Source organism: Paraburkholderia kirstenboschensis (assembly GCF_904848585.1).
GTDB lineage: Bacteria > Pseudomonadota > Gammaproteobacteria > Burkholderiales > Burkholderiaceae > Paraburkholderia > Paraburkholderia kirstenboschensis.
On record NZ_CAJHCR010000012.1, the window covers coordinates 13,735 to 32,322 of the forward strand.

At 61.9% G+C, this 18,588-nt stretch carries 15 protein-coding genes; 13 read left to right on the plus strand and 2 right to left on the minus strand.

Translation table 11 applies throughout. The annotated features are described in order from the left end of the window. The first annotated feature begins 335 nt into the window (after positions 1 to 335). The 5 genes from JMY24_RS25590 to JMY24_RS25610 all read left to right on the plus strand — a co-directional run bounded on the left by JMY24_RS25590 (position 336) and on the right by JMY24_RS25610 (position 5,353). Positions 336 to 653 (plus strand): hypothetical protein, encoded by a 318-nt coding sequence (locus JMY24_RS25590; protein WP_128583953.1) that lies wholly within the window; start codon positions 336 to 338, stop codon positions 651 to 653. 553 nt (positions 654 to 1,206) lie between these two features. Continuing rightward, positions 1,207 to 2,388 (plus strand): quaternary amine ABC transporter ATP-binding protein, encoded by a 1,182-nt coding sequence (locus tag JMY24_RS25595; RefSeq protein ID WP_128596759.1) that lies wholly within the window; start codon positions 1,207 to 1,209, stop codon positions 2,386 to 2,388. After that, on the plus strand, positions 2,381 to 3,283 hold the full coding sequence (gene choW, locus JMY24_RS25600) for a choline ABC transporter permease subunit (RefSeq protein WP_128596760.1): 903 nt from the start codon (positions 2,381 to 2,383) through the stop codon (positions 3,281 to 3,283). Before JMY24_RS25595 ends, choW begins: the two co-directional genes overlap by 8 nt. 7 nt (positions 3,284 to 3,290) lie before the next feature. Further along, positions 3,291 to 4,289 carry a GlxA family transcriptional regulator gene (locus JMY24_RS25605; RefSeq protein ID WP_128583951.1) on the plus strand — a complete coding sequence of 333 codons (999 nt, stop codon included), beginning with the start codon at positions 3,291 to 3,293 and terminating at the stop codon, positions 4,287 to 4,289. Positions 4,290 to 4,408: 119 nt separating this feature from the next. Next, positions 4,409 to 5,353 carry a choline ABC transporter substrate-binding protein gene (locus tag JMY24_RS25610; RefSeq protein ID WP_128596761.1) on the plus strand — a complete coding sequence of 315 codons (945 nt, stop codon included), beginning with the start codon at positions 4,409 to 4,411 and terminating at the stop codon, positions 5,351 to 5,353. Between the two features lie 113 nt (positions 5,354 to 5,466). Here the strand turns inward: JMY24_RS25610 and JMY24_RS25615 are convergent, their stop codons facing one another. Then, complete coding sequence (locus JMY24_RS25615) at positions 5,467 to 6,549, minus strand: GlxA family transcriptional regulator (RefSeq protein ID WP_128596762.1); 1,083 nt, start codon at positions 6,547 to 6,549, stop codon at positions 5,467 to 5,469. A 286-nt stretch (positions 6,550 to 6,835) separates the two neighbouring features. Here JMY24_RS25615 and JMY24_RS25620 point away from each other — a divergent pair, with 286 nt between their 5' ends. The 6 genes from JMY24_RS25620 to JMY24_RS25645 all read left to right on the plus strand — a co-directional run bounded on the left by JMY24_RS25620 (position 6,836) and on the right by JMY24_RS25645 (position 13,914). After that, positions 6,836 to 8,230: an L-serine ammonia-lyase gene (locus tag JMY24_RS25620; RefSeq protein ID WP_128596763.1), complete on the plus strand. Its 1,395-nt coding sequence runs from the start codon at positions 6,836 to 6,838 to the stop codon at positions 8,228 to 8,230. 96 nt (positions 8,231 to 8,326) lie between these two features. Then, entirely contained in the window at positions 8,327 to 9,571 is a 1,245-nt protein-coding gene (locus JMY24_RS25625) for a sarcosine oxidase subunit beta family protein (protein ID WP_020067487.1), read from the plus strand. A gap of 28 nt (positions 9,572 to 9,599) precedes the next feature. Further along, positions 9,600 to 9,914, plus strand: a complete 315-nt coding sequence (locus JMY24_RS25630) for a sarcosine oxidase subunit delta (RefSeq protein ID WP_128583947.1) — start codon at positions 9,600 to 9,602, stop codon at positions 9,912 to 9,914. Continuing rightward, a complete protein-coding gene (locus JMY24_RS25635; protein ID WP_128596766.1) occupies positions 9,911 to 12,913 on the plus strand; it encodes a sarcosine oxidase subunit alpha family protein in 3,003 nt (1,000 codons plus the stop codon). Before JMY24_RS25630 ends, JMY24_RS25635 begins: the two co-directional genes overlap by 4 nt. Then, positions 12,903 to 13,559: a sarcosine oxidase subunit gamma gene (locus JMY24_RS25640; protein WP_128596767.1), complete on the plus strand. Its 657-nt coding sequence runs from the start codon at positions 12,903 to 12,905 to the stop codon at positions 13,557 to 13,559. The genes JMY24_RS25635 and JMY24_RS25640 overlap by 11 nt, the downstream gene beginning before the upstream one ends. Before the next feature lie 91 nt (positions 13,560 to 13,650). Next, positions 13,651 to 13,914, plus strand: a complete 264-nt coding sequence (locus JMY24_RS25645; protein WP_128596768.1) for a hypothetical protein — start codon at positions 13,651 to 13,653, stop codon at positions 13,912 to 13,914. Positions 13,915 to 14,073: 159 nt separating this feature from the next. Here JMY24_RS25645 and JMY24_RS25650 read toward each other — a convergent pair whose 3' ends face one another. After that, positions 14,074 to 14,967: a LysR family transcriptional regulator gene (locus JMY24_RS25650; RefSeq protein WP_201703165.1), complete on the minus strand. Its 894-nt coding sequence runs from the start codon at positions 14,965 to 14,967 to the stop codon at positions 14,074 to 14,076. A 202-nt stretch (positions 14,968 to 15,169) separates the two neighbouring features. Between JMY24_RS25650 and JMY24_RS25655 the strand changes: the two genes are divergently transcribed. Both JMY24_RS25655 and JMY24_RS25660 read left to right on the plus strand, forming a co-directional pair. Next, positions 15,170 to 17,104 carry an alkyl/aryl-sulfatase gene (locus JMY24_RS25655; RefSeq protein WP_128596769.1) on the plus strand — a complete coding sequence of 645 codons (1,935 nt, stop codon included), beginning with the start codon at positions 15,170 to 15,172 and terminating at the stop codon, positions 17,102 to 17,104. A 109-nt stretch (positions 17,105 to 17,213) separates the two neighbouring features. After that, positions 17,214 to 18,515 (plus strand): MFS transporter, encoded by a 1,302-nt coding sequence (locus tag JMY24_RS25660; RefSeq protein WP_128596770.1) that lies wholly within the window; start codon positions 17,214 to 17,216, stop codon positions 18,513 to 18,515. Positions 18,516 to 18,588: the final 73 nt, after the last annotated feature.

Below are 18,588 nucleotides of genomic sequence, written 5' to 3' on the forward strand. Positions count from 1 at the left end.
TTGTAGAAACGCGATGCCGTGGCGCTCCCGGCGCGCTTAAACAATAGTTCAGCATGCGCGCTCATGCTGGAAAAACTGGCGGTGGCGCGAAACGGCATGCTCCGGCCTGGGGATGCCCTCCGGTCTATGCGTGCGTTTCTTTGCGGTCGTCGCGGTTGTCAAACGCGGTCATTCCGTGTCGAGAAAGATCTGCACTGGCAGGCATCAGTGCGTCATACGCAGTTTGGCATTAAGCTCTCAACGGGCGAAGCGTGCGTGACATTGCGCGATCCGCCAAAGAACGATGAGTCGCAAATAACCTTGAATGCACTTGCCAACTTGAGAGGGAGTCAGCCATGAAGCGCGTTGCCATCAAACAGATCATGCTCGGCCTTGCGGTTACCGCGATGGTCGCGGCCGGCATGCCACTCGCCGCCGCGCAAACCACGACCGACACAGACGCACAGACCGCGCAGCCCGGTGTTGCCAGCGCCGCCAAGCCGACCAAGGCCGAGCGTAAAGAGGCACGCAAACAGGCTCGCGCGAAGAAGAATGCGGAGCTCAAGAAGCTGGAGGACGCAGGCTATCAGCCGTCGCGGAACGACCCGAACTATCCGACCGATCTGCAAAATGCGCAGAAGAAGGCGGGCATCGGCACAGGCGCGAGCCAGTAGGCATTAACCCGTAATCCGGGCCGCCGGGCAGCGTGACTTTGATGCAGCCCGGCGCAATGCTTTTTCAAACGGCGCGCGTGGCGCTCTGCAATGATCGCTGCAAGTCCGCTGTTGGAACACGGCCTCTCGTTGCCAGTGTCCGCTGCGCCGAAACCGCGAGCGCCAATCATCGCGTGGACTCTCGTTTCGGCTGACGAATAGCACGCGAATAACCGTTTGAAAAGGTCGTTATTGCGCAGTGGCACCGGCGCATCTGATCGTCCCGCAGCGTATTTTCTGCTTCGCAAACCCTTCATTTGGCTTGGAGCGACATCTTCGCCCAACGCCTCTAGCCTCGGCGAAACCCTTACCCATAAAGGCTTCGACGGCGGCGAAACAGCGCCCATGCGACACGGGTGTCGTATTTCCACATGTGGTTGTCGCAAATAGTCGGCTAGGCGTACTTTTTTCTGGCAACTATGTATGGACAGCGCGGACGACGTCCGCTCACAGCTTTGCATGGGACCAGCGTAAGTGTTTTGCACTATCTCTGGCCGACATAGGAGAGCATTCAATGAATTCCCCCAAGGTCGTGGTCGAAGGGCTGTGCAAGGTATTCGGCACCAACCCGAAACAGGCGCTCGGCATGCTGGCGGGCGGCGCGACGAAAGAAGAAGTCTTTGCGCGAACCGGTCAGATCGTCGGCGTTCACAACGTATCGTTCGAAGTCAAGGAAGGCGAGATCTTCGTGCTAATGGGGCTTTCCGGCTCCGGCAAGTCGACGCTCATTCGCCTGATCAACCGGCTCGTGGAACCGTCGGCGGGCAAGGTGCTGATCGATGGGCGCGACGTGGCCAGCGTGCCGCGCGCCGAATTGACCGCGCTGCGCCGCAAGGACATGAGCATGGTCTTCCAGTCGTTTGCGCTGATGCCGCAACGCACTGTGCTGTCGAACGCAGCCTTTGGACTCGAAGTGGCGGGCGTTAGCCGCAAGGAACGCGAAGCGCGCGCGATGACCGTGCTCGAGCAGGTCGGCCTCGCGCCGTTCGCGGCGAAGCTGCCCGCGCAACTGTCGGGAGGGATGCAGCAGCGCGTCGGTCTTGCGCGGGCGCTCGCAGTCAACCCGTCGTTGATGATCATGGACGAAGCGTTCTCCGCGCTCGATCCGTTAAAGCGCAAGGAAATGCAGAACGTGCTGCTCGATCTGCAACGCGAGCAGCAGCGCACGATCCTGTTCGTGTCGCACGATCTTGAAGAAGCCATGCGCATCGGCACACGCATCGCGATCATGGAAGGTGGCAAGGTGGTGCAGATCGGCACGCCGCAGGAAATCATCACGAATCCCGCTGACGATTACGTGCGCGCTTTCTTCGAAGGCATCGACACCAGCCGTTATCTGACGGCCGGCGATCTGATGCAGACCGATGCCGTGCCGCTGATGCATTCGCATTCGCCGCAGATCGACGTGTCCAGTGTGGCCGCCACGTTGAACGGCAGCGCCGACTATGCGTTCGTGCTCGACAGCGAACGCAAGATTCGCGGCTTCGTGTGTCGCGACGAAACAGGCAGCGCGTCGGCGAAACTCAACTACGTCGAGTGCATTCGACGCACCACACCGCTAGACGATGTGGTCGAACGCGTGGTCGCGAGCCGCGCGCCTTTGCCGGTCGTCGAAGCAGACGGCTCCTACTGTGGTTCGGTCAACAAGACGAACGTGTTGAACGTTCTCACGCGCCATCGAGGTTCCCATGTCTGAAATCATTCCACTTGGCGCCTGGGTCGATCACGGCGTTCACTATCTGCTCGACCACGACGCAAAGACTTTCGATTCCATCGGCAAAGTCATCGAGGGTTTTGCGGCGCTGATCGAACAAGGTCTGCAAGCCGTTCCCATGTGGGCGCTGATGGCGTTCTTTGTCGGCATCGGATTGTGGCGGGTTGGCTGGCGTTTCGCGCTCTTCACCTTGCTTGCGATGCTGCTGATCTACGGCACCGGGTTCTGGGATCAGATGGTGATCACGCTCGGCCTCACGTTGTCGTCCACGTTGATCAGTCTCTTGCTCGGCGTACCTCTTGGCATCTGGACTGCCAAAAGCCGCACCGTCGAAATGATCGTGCGTCCGGTGCTCGACCTGATGCAGACCATGCCCGCCTTCGTCTATCTGATTCCGGCCGCGATGCTGTTCGGCCTCGGCCGCGTGCCCGGCATTCTTTCCACGGTGATCTTCGCAATGCCGCCCGCGGTGCGTCTCACGTCGCTCGGCATCAAGCACGTGAATCGCGAGATCGTCGAAGCGGGGCAGGCGTTCGGCTGCACGCCGTGGCAATTGCTCTACAAGGTGCAGTTTCCGAATGCGCTGCCGTCGATCATGACGGGCGTGAATCAGACCATCATGATGGCGCTGTCGATGGTGATCATCGCGTCGATGGTCGGCGCGGGCGGTCTCGGCAACGACGTGCTCGCCAGTATTCAGCGGCTCGACATCGGGCTCGGCTTCGAAAGCGGACTCTCGGTCGTGATGCTCGCGATCATTCTGGACCGCATCACGGAGAGCTTTGGCCGCTCGCCGGGCATGGCGCGCGCGCCGCTTCTCTCGGGCTTGCGCAGTCTGATGAAGGTGCGCCGGGCGCCGGCGGCGCAGCACAGCTGAGCCGCCCATGAAGCGCGACGCGATCACCCAGGTCGAGGCCCCTTCAGATTCGCCGCTTTCCCGGCTCGCGCACGTCGGCTTTCTGACGCTGCCAAACTTTTCGATGATCGCGTTCACGAGCGCGGTCGAAGTGCTGCGCATGGCCAACTATGTGGGCCGCGCGGAGCACTACAGGTGGTCTGTAATCACGCCAGACGGCGAACCGGCGCGGGCGAGCAACGGTATTACGGTGAAGCCCACCACGACGCTCGCGCAAGCCGGCATGCCCGACGTGCTGATCGTCTGCGCGGGCTGGCATGTGCGCGATTACGTCAACGAAACGGTGATCGGCCTGCTGCGCGACGTGGCGGCTGAGGGCGTACCGCTCGGCGGCATTTGCACGGGACCGTATGCGCTACTAGCAGCCGGGCTGCTCGACGGCTATCGCTGCACTGTGCATTGGGAAGACATGTCGCCGCTGCACAAGAGTTACCCAGATGTGCGTTTCGCCGACGAGCTCTTCGTGATCGACCGCGACCGCATGACCTGCACGGGCGGCACCGCGCCGCTCGATCTGATGCTGAAACTGGTTGCCATGCGGCTCGGTCATCCGGTCGCGGCGCAGGTGTCCGAGCAGTTCATCGTGGAAAGGATACGAGGCTCGACGGATTATCAGCATATTCCCGTCGACGCCCGTGTCGGTTTCTCGCGCGCCGAACTGATAGAGGTCGTGCGATTGATGGAGGCGAATATCGAAGAGCCCTTATCGCTCGACGAACTAGCGCGGCTCGTGCGTCTGTCGCAACGCCATTTGCAGCGCATGTTCAAGATGTTCCTGAGCGTATCGCCGACGCACTATTACCTGACGCTGCGCCTGCGGCGCGCGCGTGAACTGCTGCGCAACACCGACGCTTCCATCGCGCGCGTCACGGCCGTTTGCGGGTTTCATTCGCCGTGCCATTTCAGCAAGGCGTACCGCGCGCAATTCGGTCACGCACCGAGCGTCGAGCGGCGGCTGTCGGCGTAGGACGTTTGTGCTTCGAGTTCGGTGGCGTGCGTTCGCGCATGCTTCGATGCGCAACAGGCAGTGTCGAAGAACTTCGCGGAATAAACCAGTCAAGCATTCAATCACCCTGAGGAAACGCCATGAAACGTTTGTGGGCTGCGTCGTTGTGCGTGCTGTCTGTGTCGTCTGTTCCTTCGGCATTCGCCGCCGAACCTGCTACATGCCGCGCCGTCCGCTTCGCCGACGTCGGTTGGACCGATATCGCCGCTACGACAGGGCTTGCATCGACGGTGCTCGAAGGACTCGGCTACAAGCCGACCAAGACGATCGCCTCTGTGCCGATCACCTTTGCCGGTGTGAAGAGCAAGCAGATCGACGTATTCCTCGGCTACTGGTCGCCGACCATGGACCCGATGATCGACCCGTTCAAAAAGGCCGGTCAGCTGAGCGTGCTGCCTACGCCGAACCTGACAGGCGCAAAGTACACGCTTGCGGTGCCGGACTACGCGTATCAGGCGGGTATCAAAACGTTTACCGACATCGCGAAGAACTACGACAAGCTCGGCGGCAAGATCTATGGCATCGAGCCGGGTAACGACGGCAATGCTTTGATCAAGAAGATGATCGACAGCAATCAGTACGGGCTCGGCAAGTTCAAGCTCGTGGAGTCGAGCGAGGCGGGCATGCTCGTCGAGGTGAACCGTGCGATCCGCGACAAGAAGCCGATTGTGTTCCTCGGCTGGGAACCGCATCCGATGAACGTGCAGATGAAGATCGATTACCTGTCCGGCGGCGACGACGTATTCGGTCCGAACTACGGCGAAGCCAAGGTCATGACGGTCACGCCGACCGATTACTCGACGCGTTGCCCGAACGTCGCGAAACTCGTGTCGAACCTGCATTTCACGACCGACATCGAGAACCACGTGATGCTGCCGATCATGAACAAAACGGACCCCAACAAGGCTGCGCGCGAGTGGTTGAAGGCGAATCCGGCAGTGCTCGACCAGTGGCTCGCGGGCGTGAAGACGTTCGACGGCAAGGATGGTTTGCCGGCAGTGAAGGCGTATGTAGCAGGGAAGTGATATCTGCGTTTCGCGCCGCGTAAAGCGGCGCGGAAACTTGTGTTGCGCGGTTTCAGGCTGTCAATCAAGGGCTAAAATCAAACGGCATCGACAAAGAGCCTTGAATCAGGGCCTCAAATCGCCTGCGCCCGCCCCGGAAACGTCTCATCAAAATCCGCACCGTATTCAGCTTCGGCCGCCGTGCCGCGCTGCTCGCGATACATCATCGGCGGTAAGCCAAATTGCTTGCGGAATTCGCGGCCCAGATGCGACGCATCGGAAAAGCCGCAACTCGATGCAATGTCGGCCACGGTCTTGTCCGAACTGGTCAACAGCCAGGCAGCCGTGCGCAGGCGCACCTGCTTCGCATAAGCCTGCGGCGCCTTGCCGGTTTGTGCCTTGAAAAGCCTTTCCAATTGACGCGGCGACAGGTCGAGCTTGCGTGCGAGTTCATCGAGTGAAAGCGAACGTCCCACGTGCTGTTCCATCAGCAGAATCGCGCGCTTCACTTTCGGGTGCGCTGCAGGCGCGAGTCCCGGTGGATGCGGCTGCGGCGCGTTGCCTTTCTGCATGTCGTCCACGAGCAGAATGCGCAGTGCTTTTTGCACCGTTGCGGTTTCGAAGTGGCGCAGAAGAATGGCTGCGGCCACATCGATGGAAGCCCGCCCGCCTGAACACGTAATGCGCCGGCGATCGATCACGAACAGCCGGTCCGCCACCAGCGCCTCTTCATTCACAGACGGAAAGCGCTCGATGAAATCCCAGTAGTGAAACCAGCTCACGCAAATGCGATGACCGTCGAGCACGCCCGCGCGCATCAGCGAGAACACGCCGGTACACATGCCGACGAGCGTTGCATCGGTCGCCGCGGCGCGGCGTATGAACGCAAGCGTCGCGTCGTTCGCGGCCGGTCCCGAATGCAGCAGGCCGCCCACCACGACGACGTAATCGAATGGCTCGGCGTTGTCGAAGGTTTCCCACGGCGTGATCTGGATCCCGCAACTCGCGCGTACCGGAGCAAGGGTTTCCCCTATCACGCTCCATGAACAGCGCACGGGCTTGCTGAAGTCGCCTTCGTCCGCGGATAGACGCAACAGGTCGACGAACCCCGAAAACGCCGTCAGCGTGAAGTTCGGCAGCAGGATGATGCCAAAGCGGATGCGCTGCTTCGGCGTGCCGTCGATAGATTGAAGGGGAAGCGGTTCAGCGGAGTTCATGCATGCAGCCAGAGCGGAAAAGGTTTGAGTCAAGCATAGCACCGGGATTCATCGCGGCATTGATCACTAGTGCCGTCAGCATCGCGAGCCGCAAGGTCGGCGCCTGTCGCAAATGCGTCAGAAGCCTTCGTAAATACGCCGTGGCGCTTGGCGGGCAGTGCGCTTGACGCCACTATCCCACTGTCATGCCGTTTTTATTCTATCGGTCCAATTTGACGTGCGGTGCAATAGGGCCTGTTTCGAGGTAAATCCCGCAACCCAGGCATTGCAACGCACAAGGCACGCCATGAACGTCAGCGTATTCGATCTGTTCAAGATCGGTATCGGCCCCTCCAGCTCGCACACCGTCGGGCCGATGATCGCTGCTTGCCGCTTCGCGTCGCATATCGAAGACGCAAACCTGCTTGCCTTCGTGCGCCGCGTGAAGGTCGAACTGTTCGGCTCGCTCGGCGCGACCGGCAAGGGCCATGGCACGGACAAAGCGGTGCTGCTCGGCCTGGAAGGCAATCTTCCCGAACTGATCGATCCAGACACGATCGAGCCGCGTTTGCAGGCGATTCGCGAGACGAAGCAACTCGCGCTGCTCGGCAAGCATCCGGTTAAATTCGACGAGCGCGAGCATCTTGGCTTTTTCCGCAAGCTGATGCCGGGTGCGCCCGGCTCGGGCATCGTGCATCCGAACGGCATGCGTTTTCAGGCATTCGACGAGTACGGGCAACTGCTGGTTGAAAAAGAGTATTACTCGATTGGCGGCGGCTTCGTCGTGAATCGGGAGGGTGATCGCGTGAACGGCGTACGTGCCGGCGCCGAGGTGCCGTATCCGTTTCGCACCGGCGACGATCTGATGCGCGTGTGCCGCGAAACGGGCCTGTCGATCGCGCAGGTGACGCTGCGCAACGAATGCGCGGCGCGCTCCGAACAGGAAGTGCGCGAAGGCCTGCTCGCGATCTGGCGCGCGATGTCGGCTTGCGTCGAACGCGGTTGCAAGGTGCGCGGCGAATTACCAGGACCCATGCATGTGAAGCGCCGCGCTGCGGACCTGTGTGGGCAATTGCGCTCGCGCTCGGAGGAGTCGCTGCGCGATCCGCTTTCCATGCTCGACTGGATCAACCTGTACGCGATGGCCGTGAACGAAGAGAACGCGGCAGGCGGGCGCGTCGTGACCGCCCCGACCAACGGCGCGGCCGGTGTGATTCCGGCTGTGCTGCACTACTACGTGAAGTTCATGCATGCATCGAATGACGAAGGCATCGTCAACTTCCTGCTGACCGCTGCGGCTATCGGCATTATCTATAAGGAAACGGCGTCGATTTCCGGCGCCGAAGTGGGCTGCCAGGGCGAAGTGGGCGTGGCCTGCTCGATGGCCGCCGCGGCGCTCGCCGCCGTGATGGGCGGCACGCCGACGCAAGTCGAAAACGCCGCGGAAATCGGCATGGAACACAACCTCGGCATGACCTGCGATCCCGTCGGCGGGCTCGTGCAGATTCCGTGTATCGAGCGCAATGCGATGGGCGCGATCAAGGCGCTGAACGCCGCGCGCATGGCGATGAAGGGCGACGGCCAGCACTACGTATCGCTCGACAATGTGATCAAGACGATGCGCGAGACCGGCGCGGACATGAAGACGAAATACAAGGAGACGTCGCGCGGCGGATTGGCCGTGAACGTCATCGAGTGCTGAACAACGCTCTATTCAGGACGTTGTGAAGCACCACGCATCAAGCACCAAAAGTACCGACAGCACCGACAGCACCGACAGCACCCACAAGGACCAACGATGAGCCGCTATTCGATATTCAGCCTCTTGCGCAACGGGATGTCGTATCACGAGAACTGGGAACGACAGTGGAAGAGTCCCGAGCCCAAACGCGAGTACGACGTGGTGATCGTCGGCGGCGGCGGACACGGTCTCGCCACCGCGTATTACCTCGCAAAAGAACATGGCGTGCGCAATATCGCCGTGCTCGAAAAAGGCTGGATCGGCGGCGGTAACACGGCGCGCAACACGACCATCGTCCGCTCGAATTATCTGTGGGACGAGTCGGCCGCGCTCTACGAAAAGGCCATGAAACTGTGGGAAGGTCTCTCGCAGGATCTGAATTACAACGTGATGTTCAGCCAGCGCGGCGTGATGAATCTCGCGCACACGTTGCAGGACGTGCGCGACACCGAGCGGCGCGTGAATGCGAACCGGCTGAACGGTGTGGACGCCGAATTCCTCACACCCGCGCAGATCAAGGAACTCGAGCCGACCATCAATCTGAATAGCCGCTACCCGGTGCTGGGCGCGTCGATTCAGCGGCGCGGCGGCGTCGCGCGTCACGATGCGGTGGCCTGGGGCTTCGCGCGCGGCGCGGACCAGGCCGGCGTCGACATCGTGCAAAACTGCCAGGTAACCGGCATTCGCCGTAACGGCAGCCAGGTGACGGGCGTGGATACGACGAAGGGTTTCATCAAGGCGAAGAAAGTCGCAGTCGTGGCGGCGGGCAATACGTCCACGCTCGCCGACATGGCCGGCGTGCGCCTGCCGCTCGAAAGCCATCCGTTGCAGGCGCTGGTGTCCGAGCCGATCAAGCCGGTGGTGAACACGGTGGTGATGTCGAACGCCGTGCACGCGTATATCAGCCAGTCCGACAAGGGCGATCTGGTGATTGGCGCGGGCGTGGACCAGTACACGGGTTTCGGGCAGCGCGGCAGCTTCCAGATTATCGAAGGCACGCTCGAAGCCATCGTCGAAATGTTCCCGGTGTTTTCGCGCGTACGCATGAACCGGCAGTGGGGCGGCATCGTGGACGTCTCGCCGGACGCATGCCCGATCATCAGCAAGACCGACGTGAAGGGGCTCTATTTCAATTGCGGCTGGGGCACGGGCGGCTTCAAGGCGACCCCCGGTTCCGGTTGGGCCTATGCGTACACCATCGCGAAAGACGAGCCGCATGAACTGAACGCGCCTTTCTCGCTGGATCGTTTCTACACCGGCCATCTCATCGACGAACACGGCGCCGCCGCCGTCGCCCACTAACGCACTAGAGCTGGATAGAGAGACAAACATGCTGATGATCGAATGCCCCTGGTGCGGGCCACGCGCCGAAACCGAATTTTCTTGCGGCGGCGAAGCGGACATTGCGCGTCCGCTCGATACCGAGAAGCTCACCGACAAGGAGTGGGGCGACTACCTGTTCATGCGCAAGAATCCGCGCGGCGTGCATCGTGAGCAATGGATGCATACGCAAGGCTGCCGCCGCTGGTTCAAGGCGCAGCGCGATACGGTGAGCTACGAGATCCAGGGCTATGAGACGTTCGACCGTCCGCTGCTCAAGATGGACAGCAACGACGGCCAGGCACAAGAGGGCAAGACGCAATGAGCCAGAAAGACCGACTCCCGAATGGCGGGCGCATCAATCGCGCTTTGCCGCTTACATTCACGTTCAACGGCCGTCAGTATCAGGGTTATCAGGGTGATACGCTGGCTTCGGCATTGCTCGCCAACGGGCTGCATTTCGTTGCGCGTAGCTGGAAATATCACCGGCCGCGCGGCATCGTCACGGCGGGTGTGGAAGAGCCGAACGCCGTCGTGCAACTCGAAACCGGCGCTTACACGGTGCCGAATGCGCGCGCAACCGAAGTCGAGCTGTATCAGGGGCTCGTCGCGAACAGCGTAAATGCGAAGCCGAGCATCGAGAAAGATCGCATGGCGGTCAATCAGAAGTTCGCGCGCTTCATTCCGGCGGGCTTCTACTACAAGACCTTCATGTGGCCGCGCAAATTCTGGCCGAAGTACGAAGAAGTGATTCGCGACGCCGCGGGTCTCGGCAAGGCGCCCGAGCAACTCGACGCCGACCGCTACGACAAGTGCTTTGCACATTGTGACGTGCTGGTGGTGGGCGGCGGGCCGACCGGTCTTGCGGCCGCGCACGCAGCAGCATTGTCGGGCGCACGCGTGACATTGGTCGAGGATCAGCCGGAACTCGGCGGCTCGTTGCTGTCGTGCCGCGCGGAGATCGACGGCAAGCCTGCGTTGCAGTGGGTGCACAAGATCGAAGACGAACTGCGGCAGATGCCCGAGGTGAAGATTCTCACGCGCAGCACCGCGTTTGGTTATCAGGACCACAATCTCGTCACGGTTACTCAGCGTTTGACCGATCATCTGCCAGTGTCGCAACGCAAGGGCACGCGTGAACTGATGTGGAAGATCCGCGCAAAACGCGTGATTCTCGCGACCGGCGCGCATGAACGGCCCATCGTGTTCGGCAACAACGATCTGCCGGGCGTGATGCTGGCTTCAGCGGTATCGACGTATCTGCATCGCTATGCAGTATTGCCGGGCCGCGACGCAGTAGTCTTCACGAACAACGACGACGGCTATCAATGCGCACTCGACCTGAAAGCGGCCGGCGCGCAGGTGACGGTGATCGATCCGCGCGCGGGTGAATCGAAGGGCACGCTGCCCGCGCTTGCCCGCCGCTATGGCGTGAAGGTGATCAGCGGCGCCGTCGTCACGGCGGCGTACGGCAAACTGCGCGTGGGGTCGGTGGATATCGCTTCATATGCAAGCGGCCAGGTCGGCGCGAAGCAAAGCGAATTGTCCTGCGATCTGCTCGCGATGTCCGGCGGCTGGAGCCCTGTGCTGCATCTGTTCGCGCAGTCGGGCGGCAAGGCGCATTGGCATGACCAGAAAGCCTGCTTCGTGCCCGGCAAGGCGATGCAGCCGGAGACGAGCGTCGGCGCCTGCAACGGCGATTTCACGCTCGGCCAGGGCATCCGTTTCGCCGTCGATGCGGGCGTCGAGGCCGCGCGCGCCGCAGGCCATATCGTCGCCCGGCCGAATCCGGTTCAGGTCGCCGAGATCAGCGAAACGAAAATAGAGCCGCTGTGGCTCGTCGGCGGACGCGAGCTCGCAACGCGCGGGCCCAAGCAGTTCGTGGACTTCCAGAACGACGTGTCCGCGGCGGATATTTTCCTTGCCGCGCGCGAAGGCTTCGAGTCGGTCGAACACGTGAAGCGTTATACGGCGATGGGCTTCGGCACCGATCAGGGCAAGCTTGGCAACATCAACGGCATGGCGATTCTCGCGCAGGCGCTCGGCAAGACGATTCCGGAGACGGGCACCACCACGTTCCGCCCGAACTACACGCCGGTCACGTTCGGCACGTTCGCGGGCCGCGAGCTCGGCGAATTTCTCGATCCGGTGCGCAAGACGGCCGTGCATGAATGGCACGTGGAGAACGGCGCTGCTTTCGAGGACGTCGGCAACTGGAAGCGTCCCTGGTATTACCCGAAAGCGGGTGAGGACATGCATGCTGCCGTCGCACGCGAATCGCTCGCGGTGCGCACCAGCGTCGGCATTCTGGATGCTTCGACGCTCGGCAAGATCGACATTCAGGGCCCCGATTCTGCGAAGCTCCTGAATTGGGTCTACACGAATCCATGGAGCAAACTCGAAGTCGGCAAGTGCCGCTATGGCCTGATGCTCGACGAAAACGGCATGATTTTCGACGACGGCGTGACCGTGCGCCTCGCCGACCAGCACTACATGATGACCACCACCACAGGGGGCGCGGCGCGCGTGCTGACGTGGCTCGAACGCTGGCTGCAAACGGAATGGCCGGATATGCGCGTGCGTCTTGCGTCGGTCACGGATCACTGGGCGACTTTCGCCGTGGTCGGCCCCAACAGCCGCAAGGTCTTGCAGAAGGTGTGTCACGACATCGACTTCGCGAACGCCGCGTTTCCGTTCATGAGCTATCGCGAAGGCACAGTCGCGGGCGCGGCCTCGCGTGTTATGCGCATCAGCTTCTCCGGCGAACTCGCGTATGAAGTGAACGTGCCGGCGAATGTGGGGCGCGCGGTGTGGGAAGCGTTGATGGCCGCGGGTGCCGAGTTCGACATCACGCCGTATGGCACGGAAACGATGCACGTGTTGCGGGCGGAGAAGGGCTACATCATCGTCGGTCAGGATACCGATGGTTCGATGACGCCTTACGACCTCGGCATGGGCGGACTCGTCGCGAAGTCGAAAGACTTCCTGGGCAAGCGTTCGCTGACCCGCTCGGACACGGCGAAGGCAGGGCGCAAGCAACTGGTCGGGCTGCTTTCTGACGATCCGTCGTTCGTGATACCCGAAGGCTCACAGATCGTCGCCGGTCCGTTCCAGGGCGACACCGCGCCGATGCTCGGACACGTCACGTCGAGCTATTACAGTCCGATTCTCAAGCGCTCGATTGCGATGGCGGTCGTGAAGGGCGGTCTCGAGAAGATCGGCGAAACGGTCACAGTCCCGCTTTCGAGCGGCAAACAGATTGCAGCGAAGATCACCAGCTCGGTGTTCTACGACAGCGAAGGAGCGCGTCAACATGTGGAATGAAACCAAAACGGCTGCGTCGGTCGTGGATCGTGCTGTCGGCAGGCAAACCGGCGTATGGCAGGAGTCGCCGCTAGTAGGTGTGGATGCGCTGCTGAAAAAGCATCAGGCCACGGCAAGCGCGGCATTCAGATTAAGCGAGCGGCCGTTTCTCGAACTCGTGAACGTGCGAGGCGACACGCGCGACGCCGCGTTTGTGCAGGCGGTGAAAAACGTGCTCGGTTGCCCGCCGCCGGAAAAAGCCAACACGGTCGCGCGCGGCAACGGCTACGACATGCTGTGGCTCGGACCCGACGAATGGCTCGTGCGCTCGGCCACTGCGCATGACGCAACGCGCACCGCGCCGTTGCAGGCGAAGCTCGGTGCGGCGTTTGCGGGCGTGTTCGCGTCGGCGGTGGATATCGGCAGCGGCTATACGGTGCTCGAAATCAGCGGCGCTCGCACTCGTGAAGTGCTCTCGCGCGGCTGTCCGCTCGATCTGCATCCCAAGTTGTTCGGCGACGGGCAGTGCGCTCAAAGCCATTACTTCAAGGCGTCGATGACGCTCGTGCCCACCGGCGCCGACAGTTTCGATATCATCGTGCGTCGCAGCTTTGCGGACTACTTCGTGAAGATCATGCTCGATGCAGCCGAGCCATTGATGTCGTGACTGTCGTGACTGTCGTGACTGTCGTGACTGCCGTGACGCCGCGAGCGCTGTTCCCGTGGACCGCTCGCGGCCTTCGCGCTGCCAGACTCACATGACGTCGACCCGAGTCGTCACCGCGCGCCTCACCGAGCGCGCATTTCAACAAGGCGATGCCGATGCCGCACTCGCGCTGCTCGATCAGAGCATGCTGCTGCGGCACCGGCGCATCGCGCTGATCCGCTACCTGCTCGCCCAGCAACTGGGCGCGCCGTTGCAGGCGTGGCATCACGAATACGTGCACAAAATCGCCGCACATTTGAGCGCGGAAACGCTCGCAAGCATTGCAGGCGCCGCTCGTGCGCGGCTGCGTGCGTAGCTTTCATAGCGTTCCTAACTAGTTGGCGGTTGGCGCGTGTGTGTGGGCGCAGTCGCAAACGATGAGCCCACGCGCCGTTCCCTTCGCATCATGAGGCCGATTCCGAGACCGGCCGCGTCACTCATACGCCGGCCATTCCGGACGTTGAATGCTTGCTGCTCAGCTGCCCGCGGCTTCAATTGCGGCAATCGCGCGCTGCGCAGACGGCGACAGCGTCCGCTGGGCCAGATTCACAATGGCGAATTGAGCGGACAGATTGAAGACTGCCGGTACCGTCAATTGCACCAGCCTGCCTGACTCCAGTTCTTCCGCCAACGCGCGCGTGGGCGCGAGCAGGACGAGGTCGGAGTGACGCGTGATGTGAATCAGCGAATGAAAATCGTTGGTGGTGACCTGAAAATGCAGATTCTCGCCGGGCAGGCAACCGAGGACCTCGCGCATCCTTGCCAGCGCGCTTTGCGGTGCGCGCACGCAAGCCAGCGGGGATTGCCGCAGACGCTCTACTGTCATCTCGTCCGCAAGCAGCGGGTGGTGCGGGCGGACGAAGCAGCCAGCCGGCTCGACGGGCAGACGGGTGACTTTCAATTCGGCGGAGAGCGGGACGTAGCGATGTTCGACCACGACGAAGTCGAGCCGCTCGGCCCTTAGCGATTCGACCAGCGCCTCGCCTTCATTGACTTCCGCATTCACGCGCAAGCCGGGCCAGTCGCGATTGAGCGCGCAGAGCACCTCACGCAGCATGATCGCGGCCGGCAGCGGCCCGAGCCCGAAGTCCGCGCTTCCCACCTCATGCTGCTGAAGAAGAACCAGATCGCGCGCAAGGCTGTTCGTCTCGAACAGGATTCGCCGTGCCCGTTCGGCCACCATCTGCCCCGCCGCGTTCAGCGTGACGCCGCGTGGGCCTCGTTCGCACAGAGGCAATCCCGCTTCGGCTTCCAGCGCCTGAATGCTGCGCGTCAACGCCGGTTGCGACAGATGAACGCGGCGTGCCGCGGCGGCGAGCGACCCCGCTTCGACGACAGCGATCAGATGTTCAAGCCGTTTGAGGTTCAAGCTATGCGCCCTATGCAGAGATGCGATGACAAACTTGCAATTGAATTATATCTGTCGCCAGGCTCCAATAGAGCACGCCAGATCCCGGCACATTCAATACATTCGGCACATCGGGCGGCCCGCATGGCTACACGCCAAGACGCACGCGCGCGACGAAGCGCGTGCGTGCGATCCAATCGTCGTAACGCATCTGGAATCCACCATGTCGTCTGTTCAATCATCGGAAGCCCCGACGCAGCCGGCCGCGCAGCGCGTCGCCACAGCTGCCACCATCGCTGCCCAGCAGCAGGCGCTGCGCGAGTTGCCCGTCGAGGACCACCTCGACGAAGAGGAAGCGCGGCGTGGTTTCATCGCCACCATTCCGAACGCGGAAGTGCGCGACGCCTATGGCCGCCTGGTCTGGACCCTTGCCGATTACGACTTCCTCGACGACCCCGAGGCGCCGGCGACCGCGCACCCCGCGTTATGGCGTCAGGCCCGGTTGAATGCTATCCACGGATTGTTCAAGGTGGCCGAGCAGATCTACCAGGTTCGCGGCTTCGATTTGTCGAACCTGACAATCGTCGAAGGGAAGACGGGGCTCATCATCATCGATCCGTTGTCCACGCAGGAAACGGCACAGGCCGCGTTTCAGCTTTATCTGGCGCATCGTCCCGCACGGCCGGTTGTGGCGGTGATCTACAGTCACAGCCATGCCGATCACTTCGGCGGCGTGAAGGGCATCGTCTCGGAGGCGGATGTGCGCGAGGGTCGGGTCGTCGTCATTGCGCCGAACGGCTTCATGGAAGAGGCCCTCTCCGAGAATGTCCTCGCCGGCACCGTGATGGCACGCCGCGCGCAATTCCAGTTCGGGCATACGCTCGCACGCAGCGCCTGCTGTCAGATCGATTCGGGGCTCGGCAAAAATGGGCCGCGCGGAACCCTGACGCTCATCGAGCCAACACGACTGATCTGCAATGAGACGGAGACGCACACAATCGACGGCGTGGAGATCGTTTTCCAGTTGACTCCGGATAGCGAAGCGCCGGCGGAAATGCACTTTTTCTTCCCGCAACTGCGCGCGCTCAACCTCGCGGAAAACGGCACGCGTACCATGCACAATCTCTGCCCGTTGCGCGGCGCGCAGGTTCGCAACGCACAGTTGTGGTCGCGCTATCTGTCAAGGTCGCTCGAGCGCTATGCGCCGCACGCCGATGTCGTGTTCGCCCAGCATCACTGGCCCACGTGGGGCAGCGAACGAATCACGGCCTTTCTCGAAGAGCAGCGAGACCTGTACAAGTTCCTGCACGATCAGACAGTCCGCATGATGAATCACGGCATGACCGCGCTGGAGATCGCGGAGTGCATGCGGCTTCCGGCGACCCTGAGCGGCCAGTGGCATACGCACGGCTATTACGGAACGGTCTCGCACAACGTGAAGGCAATCTACCAGTACTACCTGAGCTGGTACGACGGCAACCCAAGCAATCTTCACGCGCTGCCGCCGGAGCAGGCGGCTGTGCGCTACGTGGAGTACATGGGCGGTGCGCAGACGCTGCTGGAGCGCGCGCGGCGCGATTTCGAGCTCGGCGAATACCGCTGGGTTGCGCAGGTGATGAACCACCTGGTGTTTGCACAACCGGACCTGCGCGAAGCGCGTGAACTCGGAGCGGCGGCGCTCGAGCAGATGGGCTTTCAGGCCGAATCCGCGACGTGGCGCAATGCGTTCCTGCTCGGCTCCCGCGAGCTTCGCGAGGGGCTGGGTTTGGCGCCCGCCTACGGCAAACGTAGTGCCGACATGGTGTGCGCAATGAACGATCAGATGTTCTTCGACTATCTTGCCGTGCGCGTGGACGGGCTGAAAGCCCAAGCGCTGGAGTTGCGAATCGACTGGCAGTTCACGGATACGGGCAGCCGCTATGCGCTGAACCTCCAGCACGGCGCGCTCACCAGTTGGCCGGGGGTGCACCGGAAAACGCCGCAGGTCACGGTGGCCATGAGCCGCGCGACCCTCAATCGTATTCTGATGGGCGAGACAGGCTTTCGCGAGGCGATCCAGCAAGGGGAAATCGAGCTCGCCGGTGAGGAGCAGCAGTTCCTCGCAATGCTTGCCACTCTCGACACCTTCAATGGCCATTTCAACGTCGTTGAACCCTGAATGGGATTCGCTGATACCAACGATCGACGCGACCCGCTACCGTTCGGCGCAACGACAACGCGTCCCTGCGACCGGGGCCATTCGTTTGCGCGATACATCGAGGGATGAAATGAATATGCAATACGAGCCCCGGACCGCATGGCGCATTGCGCTTCTGTTACTAGCTTTCATGATGGCCAACTTTGTCGACAAGATCGTCGTCGGTATGCTGGCCGTGCCCATCATGAACGAACTGAAGATTTCACCCGCGCAGTTCGGCGTGATCGGCAGCAGTTTCTTCTGGTTGTTTTCATTCGGCGGCATCGCCGGAGGCTTTTTGTCTAACCGGGTCGCCGCTCGCTGGCTGCTGCTCGTAATGGCGCTGTCCTGGGCGGTGTGCCAGATTCCGTTGGTGTTCTCCACGTCGGTAGCCGTGTTCGTCGCCGCGCGTATCGCGTTGGGTCTTACCGAGGGGCCGGCTTATCCAGTGGCCATTCATGCGGTCTATAAGTGGTTCCCGCCTGGCAAGCGCATCCTGCCGGTTTCGCTGATCGGCGCGGGCGCAGCGTTGGGGCTGCTGATTGCCGGCGTGACAGTTCCGTTGATCACGCTGCATTGGGGATGGCGCGCGAACTTCCTGGTACTGCTCGTGGCGGGCCTGACATGGTCCGCCGTATGGCTGATGTTCGGCAGGGAGGGCACCATCGACGATACGCCCGCGACTGCCGTTGCGCGCGCTCACGTGCCTTACCGTCGCTTGCTGACGGATCCAACCGTCCTCGCGAGCATGCTGATGCAGTTCGTCTCGTATTGGGCAATCGTGCTCATCTTCACCTGGCTGCCTGCGTATTTCCAGAACGGCCTCGGCTATGACGCGCTGACCTCCGGCCGCCTCTACGCGCTCGCGATCATGTTCGGAATACCCGTGTCGCTGACGGTTTCGCTCGTCGTTCAACGGCTCATCGCGCGCGGCGTGCCGTCGCGCTTTGCGCGAGGCTGGACAGCCGCCGCGTGTCAGGTGCTCGGCGGCACGATGTTCATCTGTCTTGTCATACCCGGCATTTCGCTCGTGGTCCGCGAAGTGGCCGTCATTTGCGTGATTGCGTTTGGCACCTTCAGCTACGCGATGTGCCCTGCGATTCTCGACGAGGTCACGCCTTTTGGGCAACGCGGCGCCATGCTCGCGATCGGTAATTCGATTGCCTCGCTGGCAGGTGTGATTGCTCCGATCTTGACCGGCCGCCTGGTCGAAGCAGGCAGTGCCTCAAGCGGCTACGAACAGGGTTTCGTATTGTGCGGCGCGCTGCTAGTGGCTGGCAGTGCAGTGGGCGTCGCGTTCATCAACCCGGCGCGCTCGCTTCGGCGGCTGGGCGGTGAGTCCGCGAATGACGCGACGGGCGCCATGCCCGCCGGTGGATCTACGACTCGGTGACTGCGCAAATCCGCTGGAGTCGATACTGATCGACGAAACAAAACGCTTCGGCCTGCCTGCAGGCCCGAAGCGG